The organism is Sphingobium nicotianae (assembly GCF_018603885.1).
In the GTDB taxonomy this organism is placed as follows: Bacteria; Pseudomonadota; Alphaproteobacteria; order Sphingomonadales; family Sphingomonadaceae; genus Sphingobium; species Sphingobium nicotianae.
Genome location: NZ_JAHGAW010000017.1, coordinates 58,137 through 79,438, shown reverse-complemented (window position 1 = coordinate 79,438; position 21,302 = coordinate 58,137). Strand labels below are relative to the sequence as shown.

Genomic DNA, 21,302 nt, shown 5'->3' with positions numbered 1-21,302 from the left:
ACGGCAGGTACAGGCATAATAGCATCATGCAGATGCCCGTTCACCGTTCGATCATCTGGCCTGTGCCACAATGACTCGCATGGGAAAAGACCCCAGCAAGACTTGGCGCCTGCCTGGACTGGTACTGATCGCGACGCTCGCGTCCGGTGCGACGAGCGCGTCCTCCCCGCGAGGGGCGCCCATGGTCACATGGGAAGCGGTGCAGCAGCAGATCGCGGCGAACAGCGCCGGCGATGCGCAGATCAGCGCGGCGATCGACACGTGGCGCCGACTTGCGGTGAGCGATGCAGGGTCTTTTGCGAGCTATGCCGATTTCCTGCTCGCCTATCCGGGCTGGCCGGACGAAGCCAAGATGCGCGGCAATGCCGAGCGTCTCGCCGACCCCGATCTCGACGACCCCGCCAAGATACTCGCCTTCTTCACGCGCTTTCCGCCCAATACTGCGCAGGGCAAGGCCATCAACGCCTTCGCGCTCGCCCGTCTCGGCCAGCTCGATCAAGCCCGCCAGGCGGCGCGCGCGGCGTGGACGGCGGGGCCGATGGACATTAAATATGAGGACCGGCTGCGCATGCAGTTCGGCGGCAGCTTCACGCCGGACGACAATTTCCGCCGGGCCGATGCCGCGCTGTGGCGTCGGCGAACTGACGTCGCCGAGCGCGTGCTGCCCTCGGTGCCGATCACGCGGCAGGCGGTAATCACCGCGCGCATCGCCTTCCAGCGCAAGGCCCCGGATGCTGCGCTCAAGATGGGGCCGGCCGATCCGGTCGGCGTGATGGACGCGGGCTATCTGGCGGACAAGGCGCGCTGGATGGTCGACAATGGCGACAGCGTCGGCGCACGCACGATGCTGGCCAATCGCATGCCGCTCTCGCAGCCGCCGAGCGATCCCGAGAAATGGTACGAGCTGATGCTCTCCCAGGCGCGGGCGGCCAACAACGACAATCAATGGACGACGGCCTATGCGATCGCTTCCAAGGTCGACGATGCCTTTGTGCCCGGCACGGATGTCAGCGCGCAATCGCTCGGTGTGCGCGACGATTATACCAGCCTGGTCTGGCTGGCGGGGTCGACGGCGCTCAACAAGCTGAACCGGCCCGGTGATGCCGAGCTCATGTTCGCGCGCTACGCGACCGGCGCGCGCTCGCCGCAGACCATTTCCAAGGGCTATTACTGGGCAGGCCGCGCCGCGGCGACAGCCGGCCGCGCCGAAGGAGCCGCCGCCTATTTCGCCAGGGCCGGCGCCTTCCCCGATCAATATTATGGCCAGCTCGCGCTGGAGCGGCTCGGCCGGACCGTACCGGCGCCGGGCAGTGCCGATCGGACGATCGAACTCGCAGCCGCCGAGCGCCAGAGCTTCCTGAATCGCCCGATCGTGCGCGCCTCGGTGCGTCTCGGCCGCGACGGACAGTGGCTGGAACAATCCAAATTCCTGCGCGCCATCGCCGCGACCGCGCAGACCGACCAGGATCATCTGCTCACCGCAGAGCTTTCCCGGACGCTCGGGCGGCCCGATCTGGGCGTGATGGTCGGGCGCCGGGCAACGGCGAACGGCATGACCGGTTACGCCGATGCCAGCTTCCCGCGCATGGCCGTGCCGGCCAGCGAGCAGGGCAACTGGACGATGATCCACGCGATTACGCGGCAGGAAAGCCAGTTCGACCGGGCGATCATCTCGCATGCCGGCGCGCGCGGCCTGATGCAGCTCATGCCCGGCACGGCGGCGGAAGTGGCCGGCAGGATGGGCATGTCCTACAACACCGTCCAGCTTTTCGACCCGGGCTACAACGTCCAGCTCGGCAGCACCTATTTTCGCCAGATCCTGAATTATTATGGCGGCAGCTATCCGCTGGCGATCGCCGCCTATAATGCGGGCATGGGCAATGTGAACAAATGGCTCAGGGCCAATGGCGACCCCCGCATGCCCGGCGTGGACATCGTCCAGTGGATCGAGAGCATCCCGATCTACGAAACGCGCGACTATGTGCAGCGCGTGCTCGAGAATGCCGTGGTCTATGACCTCGTCAACCCGACGCAGAGCGCCGCGGCAATATCGCCCACGCCGCTCAGCCGCTATCTCGGCAAGAACCGGCCGGGCTGATCGCCCCTCCCTTCGCCTCTTCCCTTCCCGTCCGAAAAGCATAAGCAGGGCATCATGACCGACCAAGTGGACGATATTGACCTGACGCCGGCCCCGGCGCCGAAGGACGCCAATGCCGCCAAGGAGGATCGTTCCACCAAGTCCTTCTGGGTCGGCGTCGGCATCGGCTCGGCCGCACTGGCCGCCGCTCTGCTCTATGCCAAGCGCCCCAAAGGCAAGCGCCGCACCTAGATGAGCAGCACGCCGGCGCCCAACTACATCACCCCGCCCGGCCTCGCGGCCCTGCGCGCCGAATATGACCAACTGCTCGGCGAGGAGCGGCCGCGCATCGTGGAGATCGTCAGCTGGGCGGCGGGCAATGGGGATCGCAGCGAGAATGGCGACTATCTTTACGGCCGCAAGCGCATGCGCGAAATCGACCGGCGCCTGAAATGGCTGCTGGAGCGGATGAAGGCCGCCAAGGTCGTCAACCCCGCCGAGCAACCGGACAAGAGCCGCGTCTTCTTCGGCGCGACGGTCACGCTGGCGGATGACGATGACAATGAACGCACCGTGACCCTCGTCGGCAATGACGAGGCGGACGCGGGCGCGGGCCGGATCGGCTGGGACACGCCGCTGGCGCGCGCGCTGCGCGGCGGCAGCTTGGGCGACGTGCGGCGCGTGATGCTGCCGGGGGGCGAGAAGACATGGGAAATCGTCACGATCGACTATCCGGCTTGAGGCACGCGGCATCCGCCATCGGTGCGTTATGCTTCGCGCTTGGCACACCCGCGTTCGCAACCGACTGCCCGACGGGAGACTATCGCGCCGCTGCCGGGCCGGACACCGCCGCCGGGCTCCAGATCGGCAAGGACGGCCATTTCCGCTATTTCATGAGCGAGGGCGCGGTCGACGAGCATGCCGAGGGACGCTGGACCTGCAAGGATGGCACGGTGCTGCTCACCACCGAGCCGACGCCAAAGCCGGCGGAGTTCAAGCTCGCCGAGGTGACGCAGACGAGCGAGGCGCCGCTGGAGATCAGCGTCACCGACGCCGACGGGCATGGCCTTGCCGGCGTCGACTTCAACCTGACGTTCGACAAGGGCGAACCGGTGACGGGCTATACGCAAGAATATGGCTGGACGCTGAGCGACCTCCAGGGACGGGCGCCGGTGAAGCTCCAGGTCGCCGAGCCTTTCTTCGGGACGATCTCGCCGGTCTTCTCGTTGCCTGCCGGCCGGCATCTCAAGATCCATGTCGTGCTGATCCCCAACGACATGGGCGTGGCCGCCTTCAAGGACACACCGGTGACGAGCGCGGACGGCAAGCTGCGGCTTCACTGGCGCGGCGGCGAGTTGCCGTTCGTGCGGAGGAAGGACTGATTTCTGCCAATTCGTCATTCCCGCGAACGCGTGAATCCAGCCTCCTTCACTTGCGGCAGCAGATGTTGTCTCCGCACCGTTGACTGGATTCCCGCGTTCGCGGGAATGACGATGGGTCCGGCAATGAGGGCGAGGAAACCCTCAGCGCATTAATTCCAGCGGCTTGGGCAGCGTCTCCAGCAGCGCCTCGTCAAACGTCGCGTCGAGATGGAAGAATGCGCAGCGCGCGATTGCATCCGAACGATTTTCCCAGGCGTGGTTGGTGCCGCGCTGGACGACGACATCGCCCGCCCCGAGCACGACTTCGCTGTCATCGAGGAGCAGCGTCACCTCGCCCTCGATCACAACGACATAGTCGAGCGTCCGCGTGCGGTGCATGACGGTGCGATGGCCGCCCATGCTTGCCGGATAGAGCGCGATCAGCCGAAGCAAATGGCCCGACGGCGGCATGATGGTGAACGGCCGATTGTTCGGTTCGGTCGCTTCCGTCGCGGTCAGCGGGGGCACTGCGGCGGAGGAATTCCAGATCTCGATGAAGTCTGCGCCCACGCCCGGCCCGGTCATCGCGTGCGCCTGGGGCGGCGGACCATCCGACAGGATGATCGATTTTCCGACCGGATCATGTCCCGTGACGACGCGCCGACCCTTGCTGTTCATTTGATTGCCCTCTCCTGCCTGGCTGAACTAGAAGCTCTGGCCAGTTGGTTCGCAAGTCAAGTTCTTAGCAAGCGAATGAATGAAAGGACGAGCGATGAGCATTACGCGCCGCTTCGTGTGGCAGCTCAAGCCGGGCGACGATCTGTTCGCCATCCCCGTCCCCTTCGATCCCAAGCCGGTCTTCGGCCGCACCAATGCGCCGGTGGTCGTCACGATCGGCGCGCAAACCTATCGCAGCACGATCACCAACATGGGCGGATCGCCCTGGATTCCCTTCCGCAAGAGCAATCGCGCCGCGGCGGCGATTCCCGAGAGCGGCCCGGTCGAGGTGACGCTAACGCTCGACGAGGCCAAGCGCGTAGTGGAACTGCCGGATGATCTGGCGGCCGCGCTGGGCGCGATCGATGGCGCGCAAGCGGCGTGGGACGCGATGAGCTTCACCGCCCAGCGCGAGCATGTCGAGGGCCTGATCGAGGCCAGGCGTCCGGAAACGCGCGCCAAGCGGCTCGACAAGGCGATCGAGGCCGTGACGGCGCGGCTGAAATAGGGGGCCTCCCATGGAGATACGTCCCGCCACCTTTGCCGACTGGCCTTCCATCTGGGCGATCCTTGAACCGATCATCCGCGAGGGCGAGACGCTGGCGGTCGATCGCGACGCCGACGAGCAGACTGGCCGGGACTATTGGCAGGCGCCCGGCAAGCAGGTCTTCGTCGCGCTCGACCCCGCTGGCGAGATTGTCGGCAGCTATACGCTTCGCGCCAACCAAGCCGGCCCGGGCGCGCATGTCGCCAATGCCGGCTATGCGGTGCGCGGCGACCAGCGCGGCAAAGGCATCGCCCAGAGGCTCTGCCGCCACTCGCTGGAGATGGCGCGGGCGCAGGGCTTTCGCGCGATGCAGTTCAATTTCGTGATATCGACCAACGTCCGCGCCGTCCGCCTCTGGCAGCATATGGGGTTTGCGATCATCGGAACGCTGCCGGGCGCGTTCCGACATCCCAAACTCGGCTATGTCGATGCTTATGTGATGTATCGGTCACTCGCCGGTGAAGCCTGATCCTCACCACAGATTCTTGCCGTCGATCACCGTGACGGGCCAGTCCGCCGCCTCGAAATCGTCGAGCAGACGCGCATTGACCGCAATGCGGCGTGTCTTGCCATCCCAGCTTCCATCCGACTGGAAGTCCGGGCTGTCGGCATAGATGTCGCATCCGCAGGTTGAACAGAAGTGATTGGCGACCAGGCGCGTGTTCCAGCGATAGACGGCGTCACTGTCGCCTTGCGTGAGCCTGAACTGGATCGGCGGGTAATAAGCATAGAGATGGCCGCGCTTCGAGCAGAATGAGCAGGTACAACGAGTAAGCGCTGCGGGCAGCTCGGCATCGATCTCGAAGATGTTGCGGCCGCAATGACATCGTCCGGTAAGGGGCATGACAGATCTCCTTGCGGGAGATTACGGACATGCCCCGACTTGGTTGCCTTCTCCACCCGCCGCCGCGAGGAGCCCGGCCAGCGTGCCGTGCCCTGCCCAGTGCGCGGCGTGCCACCCTCTTGCTCGCGCGGCATCGATATTGACCTGTTTGTCGTCCGCGAAAAAGATCTCCGACGGCGCGAAGCCCGTGCGGGCCTCGATCCGTGCATAGAAATCCGGATGCGGCTTGGTGGCACCGAGATCGGCGGCATAATGCAGCCCGTCGAACCGGGCGCGCAGATCGAGCATCTCCCAGAGATAGCGGGCGCGCTCATGCTCCTGCACCGTGGCGAGATGGACCGGCACGCCCTGTGCGCGGACCTGCGCCACCTCCTCCAGCAGCGGCTGGTTCAGATGCGCGTCGTTCGCGAACCAGTAATCGATGAAATCGTCGCAGCGCAGAGCCGGCGCAATCTCGGCAAGCACTGGCGCGAGCCTGTCGCGCAGCCGCGCTCGCCCGTGGATGATGTCGTCCCAGTGCGGCGTGAAGAAGGCCTCCTGCAACCGCGACACCGAGAGCCCCAGGTCGCGCTCCAGATTCACCGCCCACCCCCGGATCGCGGGATGGATAATCAACACGCCGTCGACATCGAGCATGACGGCCTTGATGGACGAAGGAACGATCAAGTGGTGCCCGGCTTGTAGCCGAACGCCTGCCGCGCCAGCTCGACCACCGCGGGATCGGCATCCGGCGGGATCATCGGCACCTGTTTCTCCAGCGCGTCGGCGATCGCGGTGAGAGCGGCAATCCGGCCCGATTTGCGGTCATTGCCGTCGACGACATGCCAAGGCGCCCAACGCGTGTCGGTGCGCTTGAACATGTCGTGGATCGCTTCGACATAATGGCCGCGATTGGCGCGATTGCGATAGTCTTCAGCGCCGGTTTTCCAGCGCTTCCAAGGATCGTCCAGCCGCTGCGCGAGCTGCTTGTCCTGCGTCTTCTGGGTGATGTGGACGAAAAGTTTGACGATAGCATTGCCGCTGTCGACCTGCTGCGCCTCGAACTCGTTGATCTCGTCATAGCCGCGCTTCCAATCCTTCTCGGAGCACAGGCCCTCGACGCGTTCGACGAGCACGCGCCCGTACCAGCTGCGGTCGAAGATCGCGATGTGCTTGTTGGCCGGCAGCCGTGTCCAGAAGCGCCACAGGAAGTGATGGCCCAGCTCCTCGTCGCTGGGCGCGCCGATGGGCCAGACCTTGTAGTAGCGTGGATCGAGCAGGCCGGTCACGCGCTTGATGATGCCGCCCTTGCCGGCCGCATCCCACCCCTCCAGCATGACGACGCTGCGCTTGTTGTGCAGGATATGCGCGACCTGGATCTTCTCCAGGCGATGCTGGAGCTTAACGAGATCCTTGTCGAAGTCGCCGTCATAGTCGGCGCCTTTTTCATAATCGGAGAGATTGATGGTCATGGCCGCACCCTAGAGCGCGGCCAGCCATTGTCCAGACTGCGCGGGCCTTAGCCCTTCGCCGGCTCGATGATGCGGATATTGAGCTCGCGCAGCTGCTTCATCGTCGCGGGCGCCGGGGCCTGCATCATCAGATCCTCGGCCTTCTGCGTCATCGGGAAGACGATCACCTCGCGGATGTTGGGCTGGTCGGCGAGCAGCATGACGATGCGATCGACACCCGGCGCCGATCCGCCGTGCGGCGGCGCGCCGAACTTGAAGGCATTGATCATGCCCGCGAAGTTGGTGTCGACTTCCTGCTGGCTGTAGCCGGCAATCTCGAACGCCTTGTACATGATGTCCGGCCGGTGGTTCCGGATCGCGCCGGACGACAGCTCCACGCCGTTGCAGACGATGTCATACTGATAGGCGAGAATGTCGAGCGGATCCTTGCTCTCCAGCGCCTCCAGCTCCCCCTGCGGCATGCTGAACGGGTTGTGGCTGAAGTCGATCTTCTTGTTGTCCTCGTCATATTCGAACATCGGGAAGTCGACGATCCAGCAGAATTCGAAGCGGCTCTTGTCGATCAGCCCCAGCTGCTCGCCGACGCGGGTGCGGGCGAGGCCGGCGAGCTTGGCCGCCTGCGCTTCCTTGCCGGCGGCGAAGAAGAGGCCGTCGTCCGGGCCGAGACCGAGCTCGTCGGCGAGCGCGGTCATCTTGTCCTCGCCATGATTCTTGGCGATCGGGCCGCCCCACTCGCCGCCCTTGCGGGTCGCATAGCCGAGACCGGCAAAGCCTTCCGACTGCGCCCAGGCATTCATGTCGTCGAAGAATTTGCGGCTCTTCTCGGCGATGCCCGGCGCGGGAATCGCGCGCACGACATCGCCGCTTTCGACGATCGAGGCGAAGCGGCCGAAGCCCGAGCCGACGAAGTGGCTGGAGACGTCCGTGATCAGGATCGGGTTCCGCAGGTCGGGTTTGTCGTTGCCATATTTCAGCATCGACTCGCGATAAGGGATGCGCTTGAACGGCAGCGGACTCACCGTGCGCCCCTTGCCCTGCCAGTCGGCGAACTCCTCGAACACGCCGTGCAGCACCGGCTCAATCGCGGCGAACACATCCTCCTGCGTGACGAAGCTCATCTCGAAGTCGAGCTGGTAAAACTCACCCGGCGAGCGGTCGGCGCGCGCATCCTCGTCGCGGAAGCAGGGCGCGATCTGGAAGTATCGATCGAAGCCGGCGACCATCAGCAGCTGCTTGAACATCTGCGGCGCCTGCGGGAGCGCGTAGAATTTCCCTGGATGCACGCGGCTCGGCACCAGATAGTCGCGCGCGCCCTCGGGCGAGGATGCGGTCAGGATCGGCGTCTGGAACTCCGTGAAGCCCTGGTCGATCATGCGGCGGCGCAGCGATGCGATGACATGGCTGCGCAGCATGATGTTGGCGTGCAGCGTCTCGCGGCGCAGATCGAGGAAGCGGTTCTTGAGGCGGATTTCCTCGGGATATTCGGTCTCGCCGGCGACCGGCATCGGCAGTTCCTGCGCCGCTGACTGCACCACCGCGTTCTCGGCCCGAATCTCGATCACACCCGTCGCCAAGTTCGGGTTCACCACCTCGGCGCCACGCGCGAAGACCTTACCCGTGATCGTCACCACGCTCTCCGAGCGCAGGCTCTCGATCACGTTGAATACGGGCCCATCGACCTCGGTCACGATCTGGACCATGCCATAATGGTCGCGCAGATCGATGAAGACGAGATCGCCATGATCGCGCTTGCGGTGAACCCAACCGGACACGCGGACAGTCTCGCCAGCGTGCGTGGCGCGGAGTTCCCCGCAGGTATGGGTGCGATAGGCGTGCATCTGAATGGCCTTTATTTCGTGCGCCGCATTGCGGGGTCGCAGGATGAATGACAAACGTAGACCAGGCGGCTAAGAGACGCGCTTCATTCGCCTGTCACCCGGCTCCCGATCGAGGATCGGCCCATAATAAGATCACTTGTCATATGCAAATCCATCCACTGATTACCGACACCGACACGCTCGCCGCCCTGTGCGAGCGACTGGCCAGCGCAGACTTCGTCGCGGTCGACACTGAGTTCATGCGCGAGAATACCTTCTGGCCCGAGCTTTGCCTGCTCCAGATCTCGGACGGGAAGGAAGCCGCCGCGATCGACCCCAAGGCGCCGGGCCTCGACATGAAGCCCCTGCTCGACCTGATGGTCGATAATGAGGATGTGCTGAAGGTCTTCCACGCCGGCGGGCAGGACATAGAGATCATCTTCAATCTCTCCGGCAAGACGCCACATCCCCTGTTCGACACGCAGATCGCCAGCATGGCGCTGAGCCAGGGCGAGCAGATCGGCTATTCCAATCTGGTGGACTCGTGGCTCGGCATCCATCTCGACAAGGGCGCGCGCTTCACCGACTGGGCGCGGCGGCCGCTCGACAAGCGGCAGATCGACTATGCCATCGGCGACGTAACCCATCTCGCCGAGATCTTTCCACGCATGCTCGATGAGCTGCGCACGACCGGCCGCGGCATCTGGCTGGATCAGGAGATGGAGCGGCTCGCCGATCCCTCCAATTACAGCGTCGATCCGGGCGAAGCCTGGAAACGGGTGCGCATCTCCAGCCGGAAGGCCGATGTGCTGGGCCGCCTGAAAGCCATCGCCGGCTGGCGCGAGCTGGAAGCGCGCGAGAAGAACCTGCCGCGCGGGCGCATCGCCAAGGACGAGACGCTGGCCGACATTGCTTCGCACCCGCCGCGCAGCCAGGAAGAGCTCGGCAAGGTGCGCGGCCTCTCGGCGAGCTGGCGGGCCAACGACATCGGTGCCCGCCTGATGGCCGCCATCGCCAATTCGGCGCCCCTGCCCCGCGACGAGATGCCCGAGCGCGACCCCAATCGGCCCGGCCTCGGCAAGGAAGGCACGCTCGTCGCCGATCTCCTCAAGCTGCTGCTCAAGATCCGCTCGCGCGAGATCAATGTCGCCGCCCGCCTGCTGGCCCGATCGGACGATCTGGAATTGCTCGCCGCCGGCGTGCGCAACGGCCTGCCGATCCTGGAAGGGTGGCGCTTCGAGCAGTTCGGCCGCGATGCGCTCGATCTGGTCGAGGGACGCATGGCTTTTGCCGTGCGCGACGGCAAGCTGCTGATGACGCGGACGGAGGCATGAGACGATGCGCTTTTTCTCGGTTCTCCCTGCCCTGCTGGGCCTGACGGCCTGCGCGACCACCACGACCCAAGGGCCGGCGACACCGAGCCCGAACGCCGGAAAATGTACGCCCGAAGGGCTGGATGCCTATGTGGGTCGCAAGGCCAGCAGCGAACTCGGCGCCGAGCTTCTCGCCAGGTCCGGCGCGAAGACTCTGCGCTGGGGGCCGCCCGGCAGCGCGATGACGATGGATTATCGCGAGGACCGCCTCACGATCAGCTATGACGATCAGATGCTGGTGACGCGCGCCAGCTGCGGCTGAGCGCTCACGCGTCCAGCAGGAATCCCATCCCCATCGCCTGACCGAGCTGGCGCAGGCGGCGGTCGATCGCCTCGCCGGCAAGACCCGCATAAGTGGAGTCGAGGTGCAGGATAATCGTGCCGTCGCGGATTTCCAGCGAGGAACCTTCGAGCGGCCCCTGCGCGCCACCGGAGAGACGCTGGCACAGCCGGATGGCGAGGCCCCATTGCGTGGCGCGGCGCAGAAATTCGGGCAACGCCAAGGTCTCAAGCGTCGGCGCGATCGTGCTGCCGCCGCCGAAATTGGCGAACAGCGCCTGGGCAAGCGCCGCGCGCTCCCCGGCCGAGATACCGACCCAATTGCCGTGGAGGGCGAACTCGAGGCCGCGCTCGGCCCGGAACTCGGGATTGGCGCGCCAGCCAACATCGGCCAGCAGGCAAGCAGTGAGGCGAATCCGGGCCCATTCCGGCGGGTCGTCCCGAAAGAGTGGCGCGATCCAGCCGCTGATCTGATCGCCATGGCCAACGAAGCGCCCCTGCGCCTCACCCTCGATGCGCGCGGCGATGAGCAGGGGATCCTCACGCTGCACCTCGGGCGACAATTGCTCGAACAACAGCCCTTCGCGCAGGCCGAATGCGGAGACAGTGAGATGCGAGGATTTGAGCCGCTCGACCAGCGTGCATAGCAGGTGCGCGGCATCCGGCAGGCCGGGCATGCGCGCGCCGCTGACGAACGGTACGGCCTTGAGATCATTCTTTTGCGCGCGATCGAGCCATTGCAGCAGCACCGCCGGCCGATCGGGCGCCATCTCATAGTGATGAAGGATCGGCAGCGGATAACCGGTCAGTTGCATGTCGAGGCGCGCCAGAGCGCGCCAGCTTCCGCCGATCAGATAGAATGGCAGGCCGGTGGGAATATCCGCAATGCCATGCTGGGTAAGCAGCGCGTCGAGCCGCTGGCCCAGTGCCTTCTTGCCGCGTCGCCGTATTTCGGCGATGCGGAACACGCCGAGCGGCAGGGAAGCTGCACGCTCGACCTTGCCGCCGCTCAGGCGCACCAGCTCAAGACTGCCCCCGCCCAGATCGCCCATGATGCCATCCGCGTCGGGCATGCCGGACAGGAGGCCTTGCGCCGAAGCAAGCCCTTCCTCCTCACCCGTCAGCACGCGCACGTCGAGGCCGAGGTCGGTCGCGCGGGCGATGAATTCGTCGCCATTGCTGGCATCACGTACGGCCGCCGTGGCGACACAGCTCACCTGGTCGATCGCCATCTCGACGCATAGGCGCGAGAAGCGCTCAAGCGCGGCCAGGCCACGATCCATCGCCTGTTGGCCGATTCTGCCGGTGCGGCCCATGTCGGCGCCGAGCCCCGCCATCACTTTCTCGTTGAAGAGGATGAAGGGAATACGGCGCGGGCCATCATAGACAACAAGGCGAATACTGTTCGAGCCGATGTCGATGATCGCCGTGCGGCGAAAATGCGGGCCACGCAGCATGGTCTGCATGGGGCGGCGGGCCAGACGGTCGAGCAGGGTCATGTGGTCTCGTACCGATCAGCGGCGCTTGGGCAAGGACAGCTTGGGGACGGCCTCATCCTTGCGCCGCGCCGCGCCGCGACCGGAGAGCGACGGGTTGGTCATGAAATAATGGTGCAGGTTGAAGGGATGTCCATCGGGCTTGAGGCGCACGTAGCTGCCGTCGCTCTGCAGCGCCCAGCTCTGCTCATTGTCGAGTAGATTAGCGACCAACACCTGATCGAGGATCTGGTCATGCACGGTCGGATTCTCGATCGGCAGCATATATTCGACCCGGCGATCGAAATTGCGCGACATCCAGTCCGCCGAGCTGATGAACACTTTTGCGTCATTGTTGGGCAGCGCCTTGCCGTTGCCGAAGGCCCAGATGCGGCTATGTTCAAGGAAACGCCCGATCACCGACTTGACCGATATATTGTCCGACATGCCCGGCACGCCCGGCCGCAGGCAGCAGATGCCGCGAATGATGAGCTCGATACGGACCCCGGCATTGCTGGCGGCATAGAGCTTCTCGATGATCGCCGAATCCACAAGACTATTCATCTTGGCCCAGATCGTTCCCGCCCGGCCGGCGCGAGCATGCTCAATCTCGGCATCGATCAGGCTGGTGAGATTCTGGCGCAGGTGCAGCGGTGAGAGGGTGATCAGCTCCATGTGCTGGGGTTCAACATAACCGGTAATATAGTTGAAAACCGCGGCGGCATCGCGCCCGGCGCGCGGATCGGCGGTGAAGAAGCTGAGATCCGTGTAGATGCGCGCGGTCACGGGGTGATAATTGCCGGTGCCGAAATGGCAGTAAGTGCGGAACCCGTCGCCCTCGCGCCGCACCACCATCGAGATCTTGGCGTGGGTTTTCCACTCGATGAAGCCATAGACGACCTGGACGCCGGCCCGCTCCAGCTGACTGGCCCAGAGCAGGTTCTGCTCCTCGTCGAAGCGCGCCTTGAGCTCGACCACCGCAGTCACCGACTTGCCGGCCTCCGCAGCGTCGATCAGCGCGCGGATGATCGCCGATTGCTTGCCGGCGCGATAGAGGGTCTGCTTGATCGCCACCACATCAGGGTCCGCCGCAGCCTGCGCGAGGAAGGCGATGACGACGTCGAAGCTCTCATAAGGGTGATGGACGACGATGTCCTTCGCGCGGATCGCGGCGAAGCAATCCCCGCCATATTCGCGAATGCGCTCCGGGAAGCGCGGGGCATAAGCGGTGAACTTGAGATCCGGCCGATCCTCCTCGACCAGCCGGTCGAGATCGCCGATGCCCATGAAACCGTCAATGTCGACGACCATGGCCTCATGGCCCTGCATCATGTCCTGAAGCTTGTCCTCGACCGCCTGAGCCACACCGCTCTCGATCTCCATGCGGATGATGCGGCCGCGGCGGCGCTGCTTGATGGCGCTGCGATAATAGCGGACGAGATCCTCGGCCTCTTCCTCAATTTCGATGTCGCTGTCGCGCAGGATGCGGAAGAGGCCGCTGTCGCGCACGAAGAAGCCCGGAAAAAGCAACCCGCAGTAGCGGCGGACCAGCGTCTCGATCGCAATGTAGCGCGCGGCCTTGCCCGGTACGCGGATGAAGCGCGGCAAGGTCGCGGGCAGAATGACCAGCTCCTGCAGCGCCTCCTTGTCCGATTCGCGCACCAGATCGAAGAAGAGGCTGAGGCCCTTGTTGGGAATGAAGGGAAAGGGATGCGCGGGATCGAGCGCCTGGGGCGTCAGGATCGGGAAGACCTGCTCCATGAAATGCGCGCGCAGCCAGGCCTCGGCCTTGGCGTCGACCGCATCGAGCCCCAGAACGGTGATGCTCGCGCGCTTGAGCTGTTCGCGAACCTCATGCCAGACGGACTGCTGCGCGCCCATTAGCGCATCGACTCGCTCCTCCAGCGCATCGAGCTGCTGCGCGGGAGTCAACCCGTCGACCGAGCGCAGGTCGACGCCCTGAAGCTGCTGACCCTTGAGGCCCGCGACGCGGACCATGAAAAATTCATCGAGATTGTTGCCCGAGATGGACAGAAAGCGGAGTCGCTCGAGCAGCGGATGGGCCGGATTGCGGGCTTCCTCCAGAACGCGCTGGTTGAAATTGAGCCAGGAGAGCTCGCGGTTGAAATAGCGCGCCTCATTGGCGGCGCCCGCCTCGGACATCGTCTGGCTCAGATCGGCTTCGGCCACGCTCATTCGTTCCCTTGCACCGTGATGGTCCCCGGCCAAGCTAATGGCCTTGCGCCTCGTCTAGGTCGTCTTTGTTACAGAGCGCTTGCCGCGCCGATGCTATCGACAGTTTCCCGCCCGACGCCAGCGACAGTGTGTTGAGCCGCGTCACGACGGCATCGATATCCTCATAGCAGCGCGGGGTGCGGCGAGCGAGATATTCCGGCACATCCGGCGCGAAAGCGGAACCGGCCAACTCAAGGCCATGCGCGATCAAGGCCGCTGCGATCGCCTCATCCGGCGGATTGATCCGCGCGACATGGGCGGTGGCGAGACGCGTGCGCAGATCGGGCAACGCAATACGCCAGACCGGCGGCGGCTCTGTCGCGATCAGGAGCAGGACGCCGGCGCTGTCCCTGACTTCGTTCCAGAGATGGAAGAGGCGCTCCTCGTCCGCGCGATCGGCATCATCGACGATGGTCGCACCGGCCTCCGCCGCGAAATGCTCGCCTATCAGCGTCCGGCCGGACTTGGGCGGACCGACCAGCACGGTGCAATGCGAAGGCCAGGAGAGCCGGTCCCGCAGGAAAGCGATCGCCGCGGCATTCGCGCCGTGGATCAGCAATTCCTGTCCACCGCGCCGCGACCATGCCATGGGCAGCGGCAACTGGCTCATCGCGCCCCGCTTCCCCCCGGCGTCGGCGAGGGCGCAGGCGGCGCGGCACGTTTGACGATCCGCAGGGCCGTACCCGATCCGGTGACAGTGAAGCCGCGCGCTTCCAAAGCTGTGCGCAATTGTTCCGGCGCCGCGTCGAAGCCCACCTGCATGACCGACATGCCGCCAAGCGCGAGGCTGCTCGTTGAGGCGCTGCGAACCCCCGGAATCGCGCGCATCAGCGCTTCCGCTTCGCCGACCGACGCGGCCGTGGGCGTTTCGAACTGGATCGTGATCGCCCCGCCGCCGACCGGCGCGCCACCATCCTCGCTCGGCAGGGCCGCCATCAGTGAATCGAGATCACCCACATTGCTCAGCTCGACGGCGTTGAGCGGCTCCTCGATCACCAGCGAGGGATCAGGTCGCAACTGGCCGCCGATCAGCGCCTGACTGTAGAGCGCATCGATCTTGCTCACCGCATCGGCCATCATCTTCGGAATGTCGGCGGCGCTTTTCGCCTGCAGCGTGAAGCTGCCGATGAGCTGATTGTCGGGGCCGTACCGCGCGGCGAAATGGCCAGTGACCGGCCCGCCGGGCCAGGTGCGTTCAAGCCGCGCGATCGGCATGATCACGTCGGCCGCGCCATAGAGATCGAGCAGGACACGCCACCAGTTGCGCCCCCTGCGACTCGGCTGGCCGGCGTTCAGCAGCATCGGGTCAGCTCCGTCACCGGTGGTGCGCACATAATCGATCGAGCTGTCCGCGGTGCGGAACAGCGCCCAGGCCTTCTGCCACTCGGTCGGCGTCTCGAAAGTGGTGGCGACGCCGCCATCCCAGAGCACGGGAATCACCAGCAGCGGCGGCGAGCGCATTACCTGTCCGCTGACCCCCATCGCCTGTCCCGCGCGGGCGCGATCGAACAGGATGGCGAGCGTGGCGATATAGCGATTGGGGCCGATCTGCTCCTGCTGCACCTCGATGCCGGAGACCAAAGCGTCGAGCGTTCCATCTGAAAGCATCGGCCCGGGTCCGCCATTCGTGCGCTGCCAGAGCGCGCGCCAGCCCAGGCGCTGCGCCAGGCGCCAGCCCGTTGCGCGGGCCTGCTCGCTGGTCTTGCCATAGACGTCGACCTTGATATCGCGCACCTCGAAGTCGCCATTGGAGGCGATCGGCGCGATGCCGCGCTCGCCCTCGATCTGCGCGACGAGCACGGCCGCGAAGGCCGCCAGCACCAGCGCGAAAACGAGATGAATGGGGCGCAGAGAAGGGAGGCTGAGCGTCACGGCGCCCTTTTGGCGGCATTGTTCTGGAAAACCAAGCGCGATTTGGTAAGGCGCTCAGCATGGACCCGAAGCACAACGAACCCGCCGGCTATACCTATGCGCAAGCCGGCGTCGACATCGCCGCCGGCAATGCGCTGGTGCGCGCCATCGCCCCGCTCGCCAAGGCGACCCGCCGGCCGGGCGCGGACGCGGATCTGGGCGGCTTTGGCGGCTTCTTCGATCTGCGCGCGGCGGGCTTCAAGGATCCGCTGCTGGTCGCTGCCAATGACGGCGTCGGCACCAAGCTCAAGCTCGCCATCGACAGCGGCAAGCACGACACGGTCGGCATCGATCTCGTCGCCATGTGCGCCAACGACCTCATCGTGCAGGGTGCCGAGCCGCTCTTCTTCCTGGATTATTTCGCCACCGGGAAACTCGACAATGGCGTCGCCGAGCGCGTGATCGCCGGCATCGCGGAGGGCTGCAAGCAGGCCGGCTGTGCGCTGATCGGCGGCGAGACGGCGGAAATGCCAGGCATGTATGCCGATGGCGACTATGACCTCGCCGGCTTCTGCGTCGGCGCCGTGGAGCGCGACGAAGTGCTGACCGCCGACAAGGTGGCGGAGGGCGACGTGATTCTCGGCCTCGCCTCCTCCGGCGTGCATTCGAACGGCTATTCGCTGGTGCGTCGCCTCGCCGCCGACAAGGGCTGGAAGCTGGACCGCCCCGCCCTGTTCGATCAGGACGTGCTGCTGATCGACGCGCTGATGGCGCCGACGCGCATCTATGTGAAGCCGCTGCTGCCGCTGGTGCGCAAGGGGTTGGTCCACGCCATGGCGCACATCACCGGCGGCGGGCTGCTGGAGAATATCCCGCGCGTGCTGCCCGCCGATCTCCACGCTTATATCGAGGCGGACCTCTGGGAACAGCCGCGCCTCATGGCCTTCCTGCAGGCGCAGGGCCATATCGAGCCGGGGGAGATGGCGCGGACCTTCAATTGCGGGATCGGCATGGCCGTGGTGGTCGCGCCGGGCGATGTGGGTGCAGCGATGGCGGCCCTGACCGAGGCCGGCGAGACGGTCCACCGCATCGGCGAGATTCGCGCGGGCGCCAAGGGCTGCACCGTCAGCGGCTCGGCGGACGCCTGGAGCGCGATGGCAGCCTGGGAAGCAACGCATCTGGGCTGACGAAGCCGTTCGGGGCGTGGATATGGCATCGATCGACATCGAGGAGGTCAGCGTCGCGCTTGTACCGGACATCGCGGCAATATCCTGCGCCTTTCGCGTCGAGCGAATTTGCGATGTCATCGGGAATGACGACGGTGGCTTCGACCTCGTAGAGCGGACAATCGCTACGCCCTACATCAAAGACTATGACGGCATTGCGGGAAACCGGCCAGGATCCTGGGTGGAGCGCTTCGATCTCTCCCATTGGGGATTGCTGCTGGCGCGAGCCGATGAGCAGAACGTAGGATCGGCGCTTATTGCGTTCGACGCGGCAGACTTGGATATGCTCGAGGGCAGACACGATCTTGCCGTCATCTGGGATCTTCGCGTTCTGGCCACCGCGCGCGAACAGGGTATCGGTACGCGCCTGATCGCGACGGCGGAGAGTTGGGCCAAGCAACATGGCTGCAACGAAATCAGGGTCGAGACGCAAAACATCAACCTTGCTGCCTGCCGATGCTATGCAAGAGCCGGGTTTCGCCTGATCCGGGCAAACGAGGATGCCTATCCGGAGCATCCGGACGAGACGCAGTTGATCTGGACGAAAAGACTTGAACGAGGCGAAGCATGAACAAGTCAGGAAAAGCCAAAGTCGCCGTCATGCTGTCCGGCACGGGCACGACCATGGCCTCGCTGCTGTTCGCCTCGCGCCTGCCCGATTGTCCCTATGAGATCGTGCTTGTCCTCTCCAACAAGCCGGATGCGCGGGGTCTTCAGGTCGCGGCCGCAGAGGGCATCCCGACCTTCGCGCACAGCCACAAGGGGCTGACGCGCGAGGCGCATGACGCGGTCATGCAGGAGCAGATCGAGCGGTCCGGCGCCGACTATGTCGCGCTGTGCGGCTATATGCGCATCTTCTCGCCGGGCTTTGTCGCGCAATGGACCGGCCGGATGCTCAACACCCACCCCTCGCTGCTGCCCAAATATCCCGGCCTCGACACGCACCAGCGCGCGATCGACGCCGGCGACAGCCACGGCGGCTGCACGGTGCATATCGTGACGCCAGAGCTGGATGCCGGACCCGTGCTCGGCCAGATCCCGGTCGCGATCCTATCCGGTGACACACCCGAGACGCTCGCCCAGCGCGTGCTCTATGCCGAATATCAGCTCTATCCGCGCATGCTCGCCGACTATGTCGGGCGGGAAATGGATGCGGACTGGATCATCGCCAGGGTCGGCGAACTCGCGCTCGCCTTGCCCGAGACGGATGCCCGCTCATCCCACGGCAGCCTGGGCTGGCGGGTCGGCGGCGAGAAGAGCGGCAAATTCTTCGCCTATGTCTCGGTCAATCATCATGGCGAGGATGCCGTCGCCCTGCTGGTCAAGACCTCGGGGCCGGACGAGATGACCGCGCTCATCGATGCCGAGCCGGACATCTATTATCGCCCGGCTTATTATGGCGCGGCTGGCTGGATCGCGCTCAAGCTCGACCGGCCGGGTGTCGACTGGGATCATGTCAGCGACTGGCTCGCCAAGAGCTGGCGCGCCGTCGCCCCGCGGCGACTGAGCAAGCTCATGGAAATAGCCGAAACATTCTGAACCGGCCGAGGCGCGCCGCGGCGCAAAAGAGTCATGAATCGGTAAGCGGCCTGTCAAACTCTCCGCATAGGCGCCCACTGTTAACCTTTTCCGTTAACGACAAGTGGGAGTCTGACAAAATGACCAAGATCCTGTCCACTGCCCTCATCGCGCTCGCCGCGATCGCCGGCGCGACGACCGCCCGGGCCGACGTCCGCATCACCGAATTCATGTATCAGGGCGCCAATTCGGGGAACCGCGAGTTTTTCGAGCTCACCAACATCAGCAGCACCGCAGTCGACATCAACGGCTGGAGCTACAACGACAATAACCCCAACAATCCGGTCTCGTTCGGCAATTTCTTCGGCACGCTTGCCGCCAACGAATCGATCGTCCTGACCGAGATGACGCCCGATGCGTTCCGCACCTATTGGGGCCTCGCTTCGACCGTCCGGGTCTTCTCGATCGGCGGCAACTCGAATCTCGGCAGCGATGACACGATCAACATCTACAGCTCGGCCACGCAGAATGCCGGCACGTTGGTCGACAGCGTCACCTATTCGGGCACGACGCGCGGCATCTCGCGCAATCGTCCGGAAGGCGTGACCGGTCAGGTGGTCAACGCGCAGTTCCTCAACGCCTCGGTGGGCGATGCCTATGGCTCGGCCTTCGCGCCGACCTCGCCGGCCGACCTCGGCAATCCGGGCCGCTATCCGTTCACGGCGACGGCCGCCGTTCCGGAGCCCGCGACCTGGGCGATGATGATCGGTGGCTTCGCGCTGATCGGCGCCGCCGCCCGCCGCAAGCGGACCGTCAGCTTCGCCTGAGGATAAAAATCGGTGGGCCCGATCATTGGAAGGTCGGGTCCATTCGGGCTTGACTAGTAGGATTTGTTCTTGAAATGTTCCCGCTTCAGGCGGGAGCAGAGAATGATGGAACATTGTTCGAAAGTCGCACGTAAATCAGGTAAACGCCTTCAGTTCGAACATTATCTCCGCACCGGCCAGCATCTCGATCTTCAGATGTTGCCAATCGCGACAGAGCGGAAATTCAATCCATATCATGATCCTCGCGACGGGCGGTTTACCTTTGCACCCGGTGGGCCGCGCTCGCTACAGCATGTAATTGTCTCCCACAATCGCGGCCCGCGCCCAGCCTCTGCATCAATCGCTACAACGCGCAGGAAACCAGATATTTTACCCACTGGGAAGACGGAGTCCGAGGCATCGATTGGACAGGCTCAGTCAACAAGCAACTCCGCGAAGCTCACCCCCGCCAATTATCGTCCAAATCCTCGGGTCAGAATAGGTAATAATGGCGGACCTCCGCTCAACGACCCAGTAACTTTGCAGGAGGTCTTTCCTAACTTTCATAAGGGGCCCGGTGGAATTATCGTCGCCATGGCGGATAATATTTTGGATTTGACGGGCCCTGCGCAAAATCTCTCAGTTGCGCTAACTGAAGCACACATTGATCGCCTGATTGCAGACATTCAAAGCATGGACCCCAGTTATCATTTTGAGTCCCTAGGTTTTCCGCAGACGCTCAAAGGACAAATCAATCTTATACGCCATCTACGACTGGAGCGGGCAGCCATAATGTATCGAAGGCGAGGAGACCTTAGGCCTCTGCAAGTCGAACTGCTGCGCTTCATCCAAGAGAGTACGGACAAGGCCTACGACGAAGCAATTCGAGATGTCCGGGCTGGCCGCATAGCATTTACGCAATCGCACCTCTGGAGAAATGAAATGCAGTCGTACAAGCCCTATATTCCCAAGAATATCAGCGAGGTTATGGATTTATTGAGCTGGATGCTTCTTCACTCTCCCAAATTCGAAGACAAGACTGGGTATTTTCCTGACATGAATATTGAAACGACTTTTTTTGCGCTGACCGAGGGACTCAAGATGGTCCGCAAGAGAATTGGAGAGGAAACGTTTGAAAGACTCGCCTCCGTCACGGTTCAGATGAAATCCTATTTCGAGGCAGATCCAGACGATAAAATTGGAGAGGCCATCAAGGGTAGAGATTCCATTCAGGAAATGGAGGCACTTCTGCAAGCTAGCGCGAAACGAACCGCCCGTTGAATGATGGTGGTTCAGCGAAAATTATCGGCATAAGCCTGAATCTTCAGTGTCTTGGGCGGCGTCTTGATGATGTTGTATGCGATGCCATTCCGCTCACAATAAGCGCTGGCGGCGTCCGCGCTGTCGAAGGTCAGCTTGACCTGTTCCTGCGTATCGCCCGAGCCGGCCCAGCCCGTCATCGGGTCTGGCTTCTTGGCCTCGGCGGGCGCGAATTCCAGCATCCAGGTCGAGGTGCGCGCCTTGCCCGATTGCAGGGCATTCTTGGGCATCTGGTAGATCCGCGCGGACATCGAGCTACTCCCTTGTTCAATGCTGCTGCCGTCGCCCAAAGCGGGGCGCGATGTCAAGAATATGTGCGCCGGGCGCCCCTGCCGCCAGTCATGTCCGTTTTGGATCAGTCCCCGGCTCTCGCCCGCTAAAATGGATCGAATACCGCTATCGTGC

The 21,302-nt window shown here is 64.1% G+C and carries 23 protein-coding genes; 13 read left to right on the top strand and 10 right to left on the bottom strand.

What is annotated here, in order from left to right; genetic code table 11:
- Nucleotides 1–70 precede the first annotated feature (70 nt).
- The 4 genes from KK488_RS20735 to KK488_RS20720 are packed head-to-tail and all read left to right on the top strand — an operon-like array spanning nucleotide 71 to nucleotide 3,459.
- Nucleotides 71–2,098 (top strand): lytic transglycosylase domain-containing protein, encoded by a 2,028-nt coding sequence (locus tag KK488_RS20735; protein ID WP_214625617.1) that lies wholly within the window; start codon nucleotides 71–73, stop codon nucleotides 2,096–2,098.
- 54 nt (nucleotides 2,099–2,152) lie between these two features.
- Nucleotides 2,153–2,329, top strand: coding sequence for a hypothetical protein (locus KK488_RS20730; protein ID WP_214625616.1), 177 nt, complete (start codon nucleotides 2,153–2,155; stop codon nucleotides 2,327–2,329).
- On the top strand, nucleotides 2,330–2,818 hold the full coding sequence (gene greB, locus KK488_RS20725) for a transcription elongation factor GreB (protein ID WP_214625615.1): 489 nt from the start codon (nucleotides 2,330–2,332) through the stop codon (nucleotides 2,816–2,818). It abuts the gene before it with no gap.
- A complete protein-coding gene (locus KK488_RS20720; RefSeq protein ID WP_214625614.1) occupies nucleotides 2,815–3,459 on the top strand; it encodes a hypothetical protein in 645 nt (214 codons plus the stop codon). The genes greB and KK488_RS20720 overlap by 4 nt, the downstream gene beginning before the upstream one ends.
- A 141-nt stretch (nucleotides 3,460–3,600) precedes the next feature.
- On the opposite strand, the gene KK488_RS20715 is transcribed toward KK488_RS20720, so the two are convergent.
- Nucleotides 3,601–4,116 carry a cupin domain-containing protein gene (locus tag KK488_RS20715; RefSeq protein ID WP_214625613.1) on the bottom strand — a complete coding sequence of 172 codons (516 nt, stop codon included), beginning with the start codon at nucleotides 4,114–4,116 and terminating at the stop codon, nucleotides 3,601–3,603.
- A gap of 94 nt (nucleotides 4,117–4,210) precedes the next feature.
- Between KK488_RS20715 and KK488_RS20710 the strand changes: the two genes are divergently transcribed.
- Together KK488_RS20710 and KK488_RS20705 are read left to right on the top strand one after the other, a co-directional pair.
- Nucleotides 4,211–4,663 carry a YdeI/OmpD-associated family protein gene (locus tag KK488_RS20710; RefSeq protein ID WP_214625612.1) on the top strand — a complete coding sequence of 151 codons (453 nt, stop codon included), beginning with the start codon at nucleotides 4,211–4,213 and terminating at the stop codon, nucleotides 4,661–4,663.
- Nucleotides 4,664–4,673: 10 nt separating this feature from the next.
- Nucleotides 4,674–5,171: a GNAT family N-acetyltransferase gene (locus tag KK488_RS20705; protein ID WP_214625611.1), complete on the top strand. Its 498-nt coding sequence runs from the start codon at nucleotides 4,674–4,676 to the stop codon at nucleotides 5,169–5,171.
- A 3-nt stretch (nucleotides 5,172–5,174) separates the two neighbouring features.
- Here KK488_RS20705 and KK488_RS20700 read toward each other — a convergent pair whose 3' ends face one another.
- The 4 genes from KK488_RS20700 to aspS are packed head-to-tail and all read right to left on the bottom strand — an operon-like array spanning nucleotide 5,175 to nucleotide 8,835.
- A complete protein-coding gene (locus KK488_RS20700; protein ID WP_214625610.1) occupies nucleotides 5,175–5,546 on the bottom strand; it encodes a GFA family protein in 372 nt (123 codons plus the stop codon).
- Between the two features lie 21 nt (nucleotides 5,547–5,567).
- On the bottom strand, nucleotides 5,568–6,212 hold the full coding sequence (locus tag KK488_RS20695; RefSeq protein ID WP_250890857.1) for an HAD family hydrolase: 645 nt from the start codon (nucleotides 6,210–6,212) through the stop codon (nucleotides 5,568–5,570).
- Nucleotides 6,209–6,997 (bottom strand): polyphosphate kinase 2 family protein, encoded by a 789-nt coding sequence (locus KK488_RS20690; RefSeq protein WP_214625609.1) that lies wholly within the window; start codon nucleotides 6,995–6,997, stop codon nucleotides 6,209–6,211. Before KK488_RS20690 ends, KK488_RS20695 begins: the two co-directional genes overlap by 4 nt.
- A 47-nt stretch (nucleotides 6,998–7,044) precedes the next feature.
- Entirely contained in the window at nucleotides 7,045–8,835 is a 1,791-nt protein-coding gene (aspS, locus tag KK488_RS20685) for an aspartate--tRNA ligase (protein ID WP_214625608.1), read from the bottom strand.
- A gap of 143 nt (nucleotides 8,836–8,978) precedes the next feature.
- On the opposite strand from aspS, the gene rnd reads away from it, so the two are divergent.
- Complete coding sequence (rnd, locus tag KK488_RS20680) at nucleotides 8,979–10,148, top strand: ribonuclease D (RefSeq protein WP_214625607.1); 1,170 nt, start codon at nucleotides 8,979–8,981, stop codon at nucleotides 10,146–10,148.
- Between the two features lie 4 nt (nucleotides 10,149–10,152).
- Complete coding sequence (locus KK488_RS20675) at nucleotides 10,153–10,449, top strand: I78 family peptidase inhibitor (RefSeq protein WP_214625606.1); 297 nt, start codon at nucleotides 10,153–10,155, stop codon at nucleotides 10,447–10,449.
- Nucleotides 10,450–10,453: 4 nt separating this feature from the next.
- Here the strand turns inward: KK488_RS20675 and KK488_RS20670 are convergent, their stop codons facing one another.
- Genes KK488_RS20670 through KK488_RS20655 form a run of 4 tightly spaced genes read right to left on the bottom strand, consistent with a single transcriptional unit; the run spans nucleotide 10,454 to nucleotide 16,048 of the window.
- Nucleotides 10,454–11,965 (bottom strand): Ppx/GppA family phosphatase, encoded by a 1,512-nt coding sequence (locus tag KK488_RS20670; RefSeq protein WP_214625605.1) that lies wholly within the window; start codon nucleotides 11,963–11,965, stop codon nucleotides 10,454–10,456.
- 15 nt (nucleotides 11,966–11,980) lie between these two features.
- Nucleotides 11,981–14,131 carry an RNA degradosome polyphosphate kinase gene (locus KK488_RS20665; protein WP_214625641.1) on the bottom strand — a complete coding sequence of 717 codons (2,151 nt, stop codon included), beginning with the start codon at nucleotides 14,129–14,131 and terminating at the stop codon, nucleotides 11,981–11,983.
- A 40-nt stretch (nucleotides 14,132–14,171) separates the two neighbouring features.
- Nucleotides 14,172–14,786, bottom strand: coding sequence for a P-loop NTPase family protein (locus KK488_RS20660; RefSeq protein ID WP_214625604.1), 615 nt, complete (start codon nucleotides 14,784–14,786; stop codon nucleotides 14,172–14,174).
- Nucleotides 14,783–16,048, bottom strand: coding sequence for a heavy-metal-associated domain-containing protein (locus tag KK488_RS20655; RefSeq protein WP_349356948.1), 1,266 nt, complete (start codon nucleotides 16,046–16,048; stop codon nucleotides 14,783–14,785). The genes KK488_RS20660 and KK488_RS20655 overlap by 4 nt, the downstream gene beginning before the upstream one ends.
- A 59-nt stretch (nucleotides 16,049–16,107) precedes the next feature.
- Here KK488_RS20655 and purM point away from each other — a divergent pair, with 59 nt between their 5' ends.
- The 5 genes from purM (at nucleotide 16,108) to KK488_RS21505 (ending at nucleotide 20,858) form a co-directional block, all read left to right on the top strand.
- Nucleotides 16,108–17,214: a phosphoribosylformylglycinamidine cyclo-ligase gene (gene purM, locus KK488_RS20650; protein ID WP_214625603.1), complete on the top strand. Its 1,107-nt coding sequence runs from the start codon at nucleotides 16,108–16,110 to the stop codon at nucleotides 17,212–17,214.
- A 22-nt stretch (nucleotides 17,215–17,236) separates the two neighbouring features.
- The gene (locus KK488_RS20645; RefSeq protein WP_214625602.1) at nucleotides 17,237–17,824 is read left to right on the top strand and encodes a GNAT family N-acetyltransferase; all 588 of its coding nucleotides are present in this window, start codon (nucleotides 17,237–17,239) and stop codon (nucleotides 17,822–17,824) included.
- Nucleotides 17,821–18,792 carry a phosphoribosylglycinamide formyltransferase gene (gene purN / locus KK488_RS20640; protein ID WP_214625601.1) on the top strand — a complete coding sequence of 324 codons (972 nt, stop codon included), beginning with the start codon at nucleotides 17,821–17,823 and terminating at the stop codon, nucleotides 18,790–18,792. Before KK488_RS20645 ends, purN begins: the two co-directional genes overlap by 4 nt.
- A gap of 119 nt (nucleotides 18,793–18,911) precedes the next feature.
- Nucleotides 18,912–19,598, top strand: coding sequence for a lamin tail domain-containing protein (locus KK488_RS20635; RefSeq protein WP_214625600.1), 687 nt, complete (start codon nucleotides 18,912–18,914; stop codon nucleotides 19,596–19,598).
- A gap of 102 nt (nucleotides 19,599–19,700) precedes the next feature.
- On the top strand, nucleotides 19,701–20,858 hold the full coding sequence (locus KK488_RS21505; RefSeq protein ID WP_250890855.1) for a hypothetical protein: 1,158 nt from the start codon (nucleotides 19,701–19,703) through the stop codon (nucleotides 20,856–20,858).
- Between the two features lie 11 nt (nucleotides 20,859–20,869).
- On the opposite strand, the gene KK488_RS20625 is transcribed toward KK488_RS21505, so the two are convergent.
- Entirely contained in the window at nucleotides 20,870–21,148 is a 279-nt protein-coding gene (locus tag KK488_RS20625) for an ETC complex I subunit (RefSeq protein ID WP_214625599.1), read from the bottom strand.
- Between the last annotated feature and the right edge of the window lie 154 nt (nucleotides 21,149–21,302).

Excerpts from the sequence above, each read along its gene's own strand:
- KK488_RS20735 (WP_214625617.1), top strand. The coding sequence starts at position 71 with ATGACTCGCATGGGAAAAGACCCCAGCAAGACTTGGCGCCTGCCTGGA.
- KK488_RS20730 (WP_214625616.1), top strand. The coding sequence starts at position 2,153 with ATGACCGACCAAGTGGACGATATTGACCTGACGCCGGCCCCGGCGCCG.
- greB (WP_214625615.1), top strand. The coding sequence starts at position 2,330 with ATGAGCAGCACGCCGGCGCCCAACTACATCACCCCGCCCGGCCTCGCG.
- KK488_RS20715 (WP_214625613.1), bottom strand. The coding sequence starts at position 4,116 with ATGAACAGCAAGGGTCGGCGCGTCGTCACGGGACATGATCCGGTCGGA.
- KK488_RS20710 (WP_214625612.1), top strand. The coding sequence starts at position 4,211 with ATGAGCATTACGCGCCGCTTCGTGTGGCAGCTCAAGCCGGGCGACGAT.
- KK488_RS20705 (WP_214625611.1), top strand. The coding sequence starts at position 4,674 with ATGGAGATACGTCCCGCCACCTTTGCCGACTGGCCTTCCATCTGGGCG.
- KK488_RS20700 (WP_214625610.1), bottom strand. The coding sequence starts at position 5,546 with ATGCCCCTTACCGGACGATGTCATTGCGGCCGCAACATCTTCGAGATC.
- KK488_RS20690 (WP_214625609.1), bottom strand. The coding sequence starts at position 6,997 with ATGACCATCAATCTCTCCGATTATGAAAAAGGCGCCGACTATGACGGC.
- aspS (WP_214625608.1), bottom strand. The coding sequence starts at position 8,835 with ATGCACGCCTATCGCACCCATACCTGCGGGGAACTCCGCGCCACGCAC.
- rnd (WP_214625607.1), top strand. The coding sequence starts at position 8,979 with ATGCAAATCCATCCACTGATTACCGACACCGACACGCTCGCCGCCCTG.
- KK488_RS20675 (WP_214625606.1), top strand. The coding sequence starts at position 10,153 with ATGCGCTTTTTCTCGGTTCTCCCTGCCCTGCTGGGCCTGACGGCCTGC.
- KK488_RS20670 (WP_214625605.1), bottom strand. The coding sequence starts at position 11,965 with ATGACCCTGCTCGACCGTCTGGCCCGCCGCCCCATGCAGACCATGCTG.
- KK488_RS20660 (WP_214625604.1), bottom strand. The coding sequence starts at position 14,786 with ATGAGCCAGTTGCCGCTGCCCATGGCATGGTCGCGGCGCGGTGGACAG.
- purM (WP_214625603.1), top strand. The coding sequence starts at position 16,108 with ATGGACCCGAAGCACAACGAACCCGCCGGCTATACCTATGCGCAAGCC.
- KK488_RS20645 (WP_214625602.1), top strand. The coding sequence starts at position 17,237 with ATGGCATCGATCGACATCGAGGAGGTCAGCGTCGCGCTTGTACCGGAC.
- purN (WP_214625601.1), top strand. The coding sequence starts at position 17,821 with ATGAACAAGTCAGGAAAAGCCAAAGTCGCCGTCATGCTGTCCGGCACG.
- KK488_RS20635 (WP_214625600.1), top strand. The coding sequence starts at position 18,912 with ATGACCAAGATCCTGTCCACTGCCCTCATCGCGCTCGCCGCGATCGCC.
- KK488_RS21505 (WP_250890855.1), top strand. The coding sequence starts at position 19,701 with ATGATGGAACATTGTTCGAAAGTCGCACGTAAATCAGGTAAACGCCTT.
- KK488_RS20625 (WP_214625599.1), bottom strand. The coding sequence starts at position 21,148 with ATGTCCGCGCGGATCTACCAGATGCCCAAGAATGCCCTGCAATCGGGC.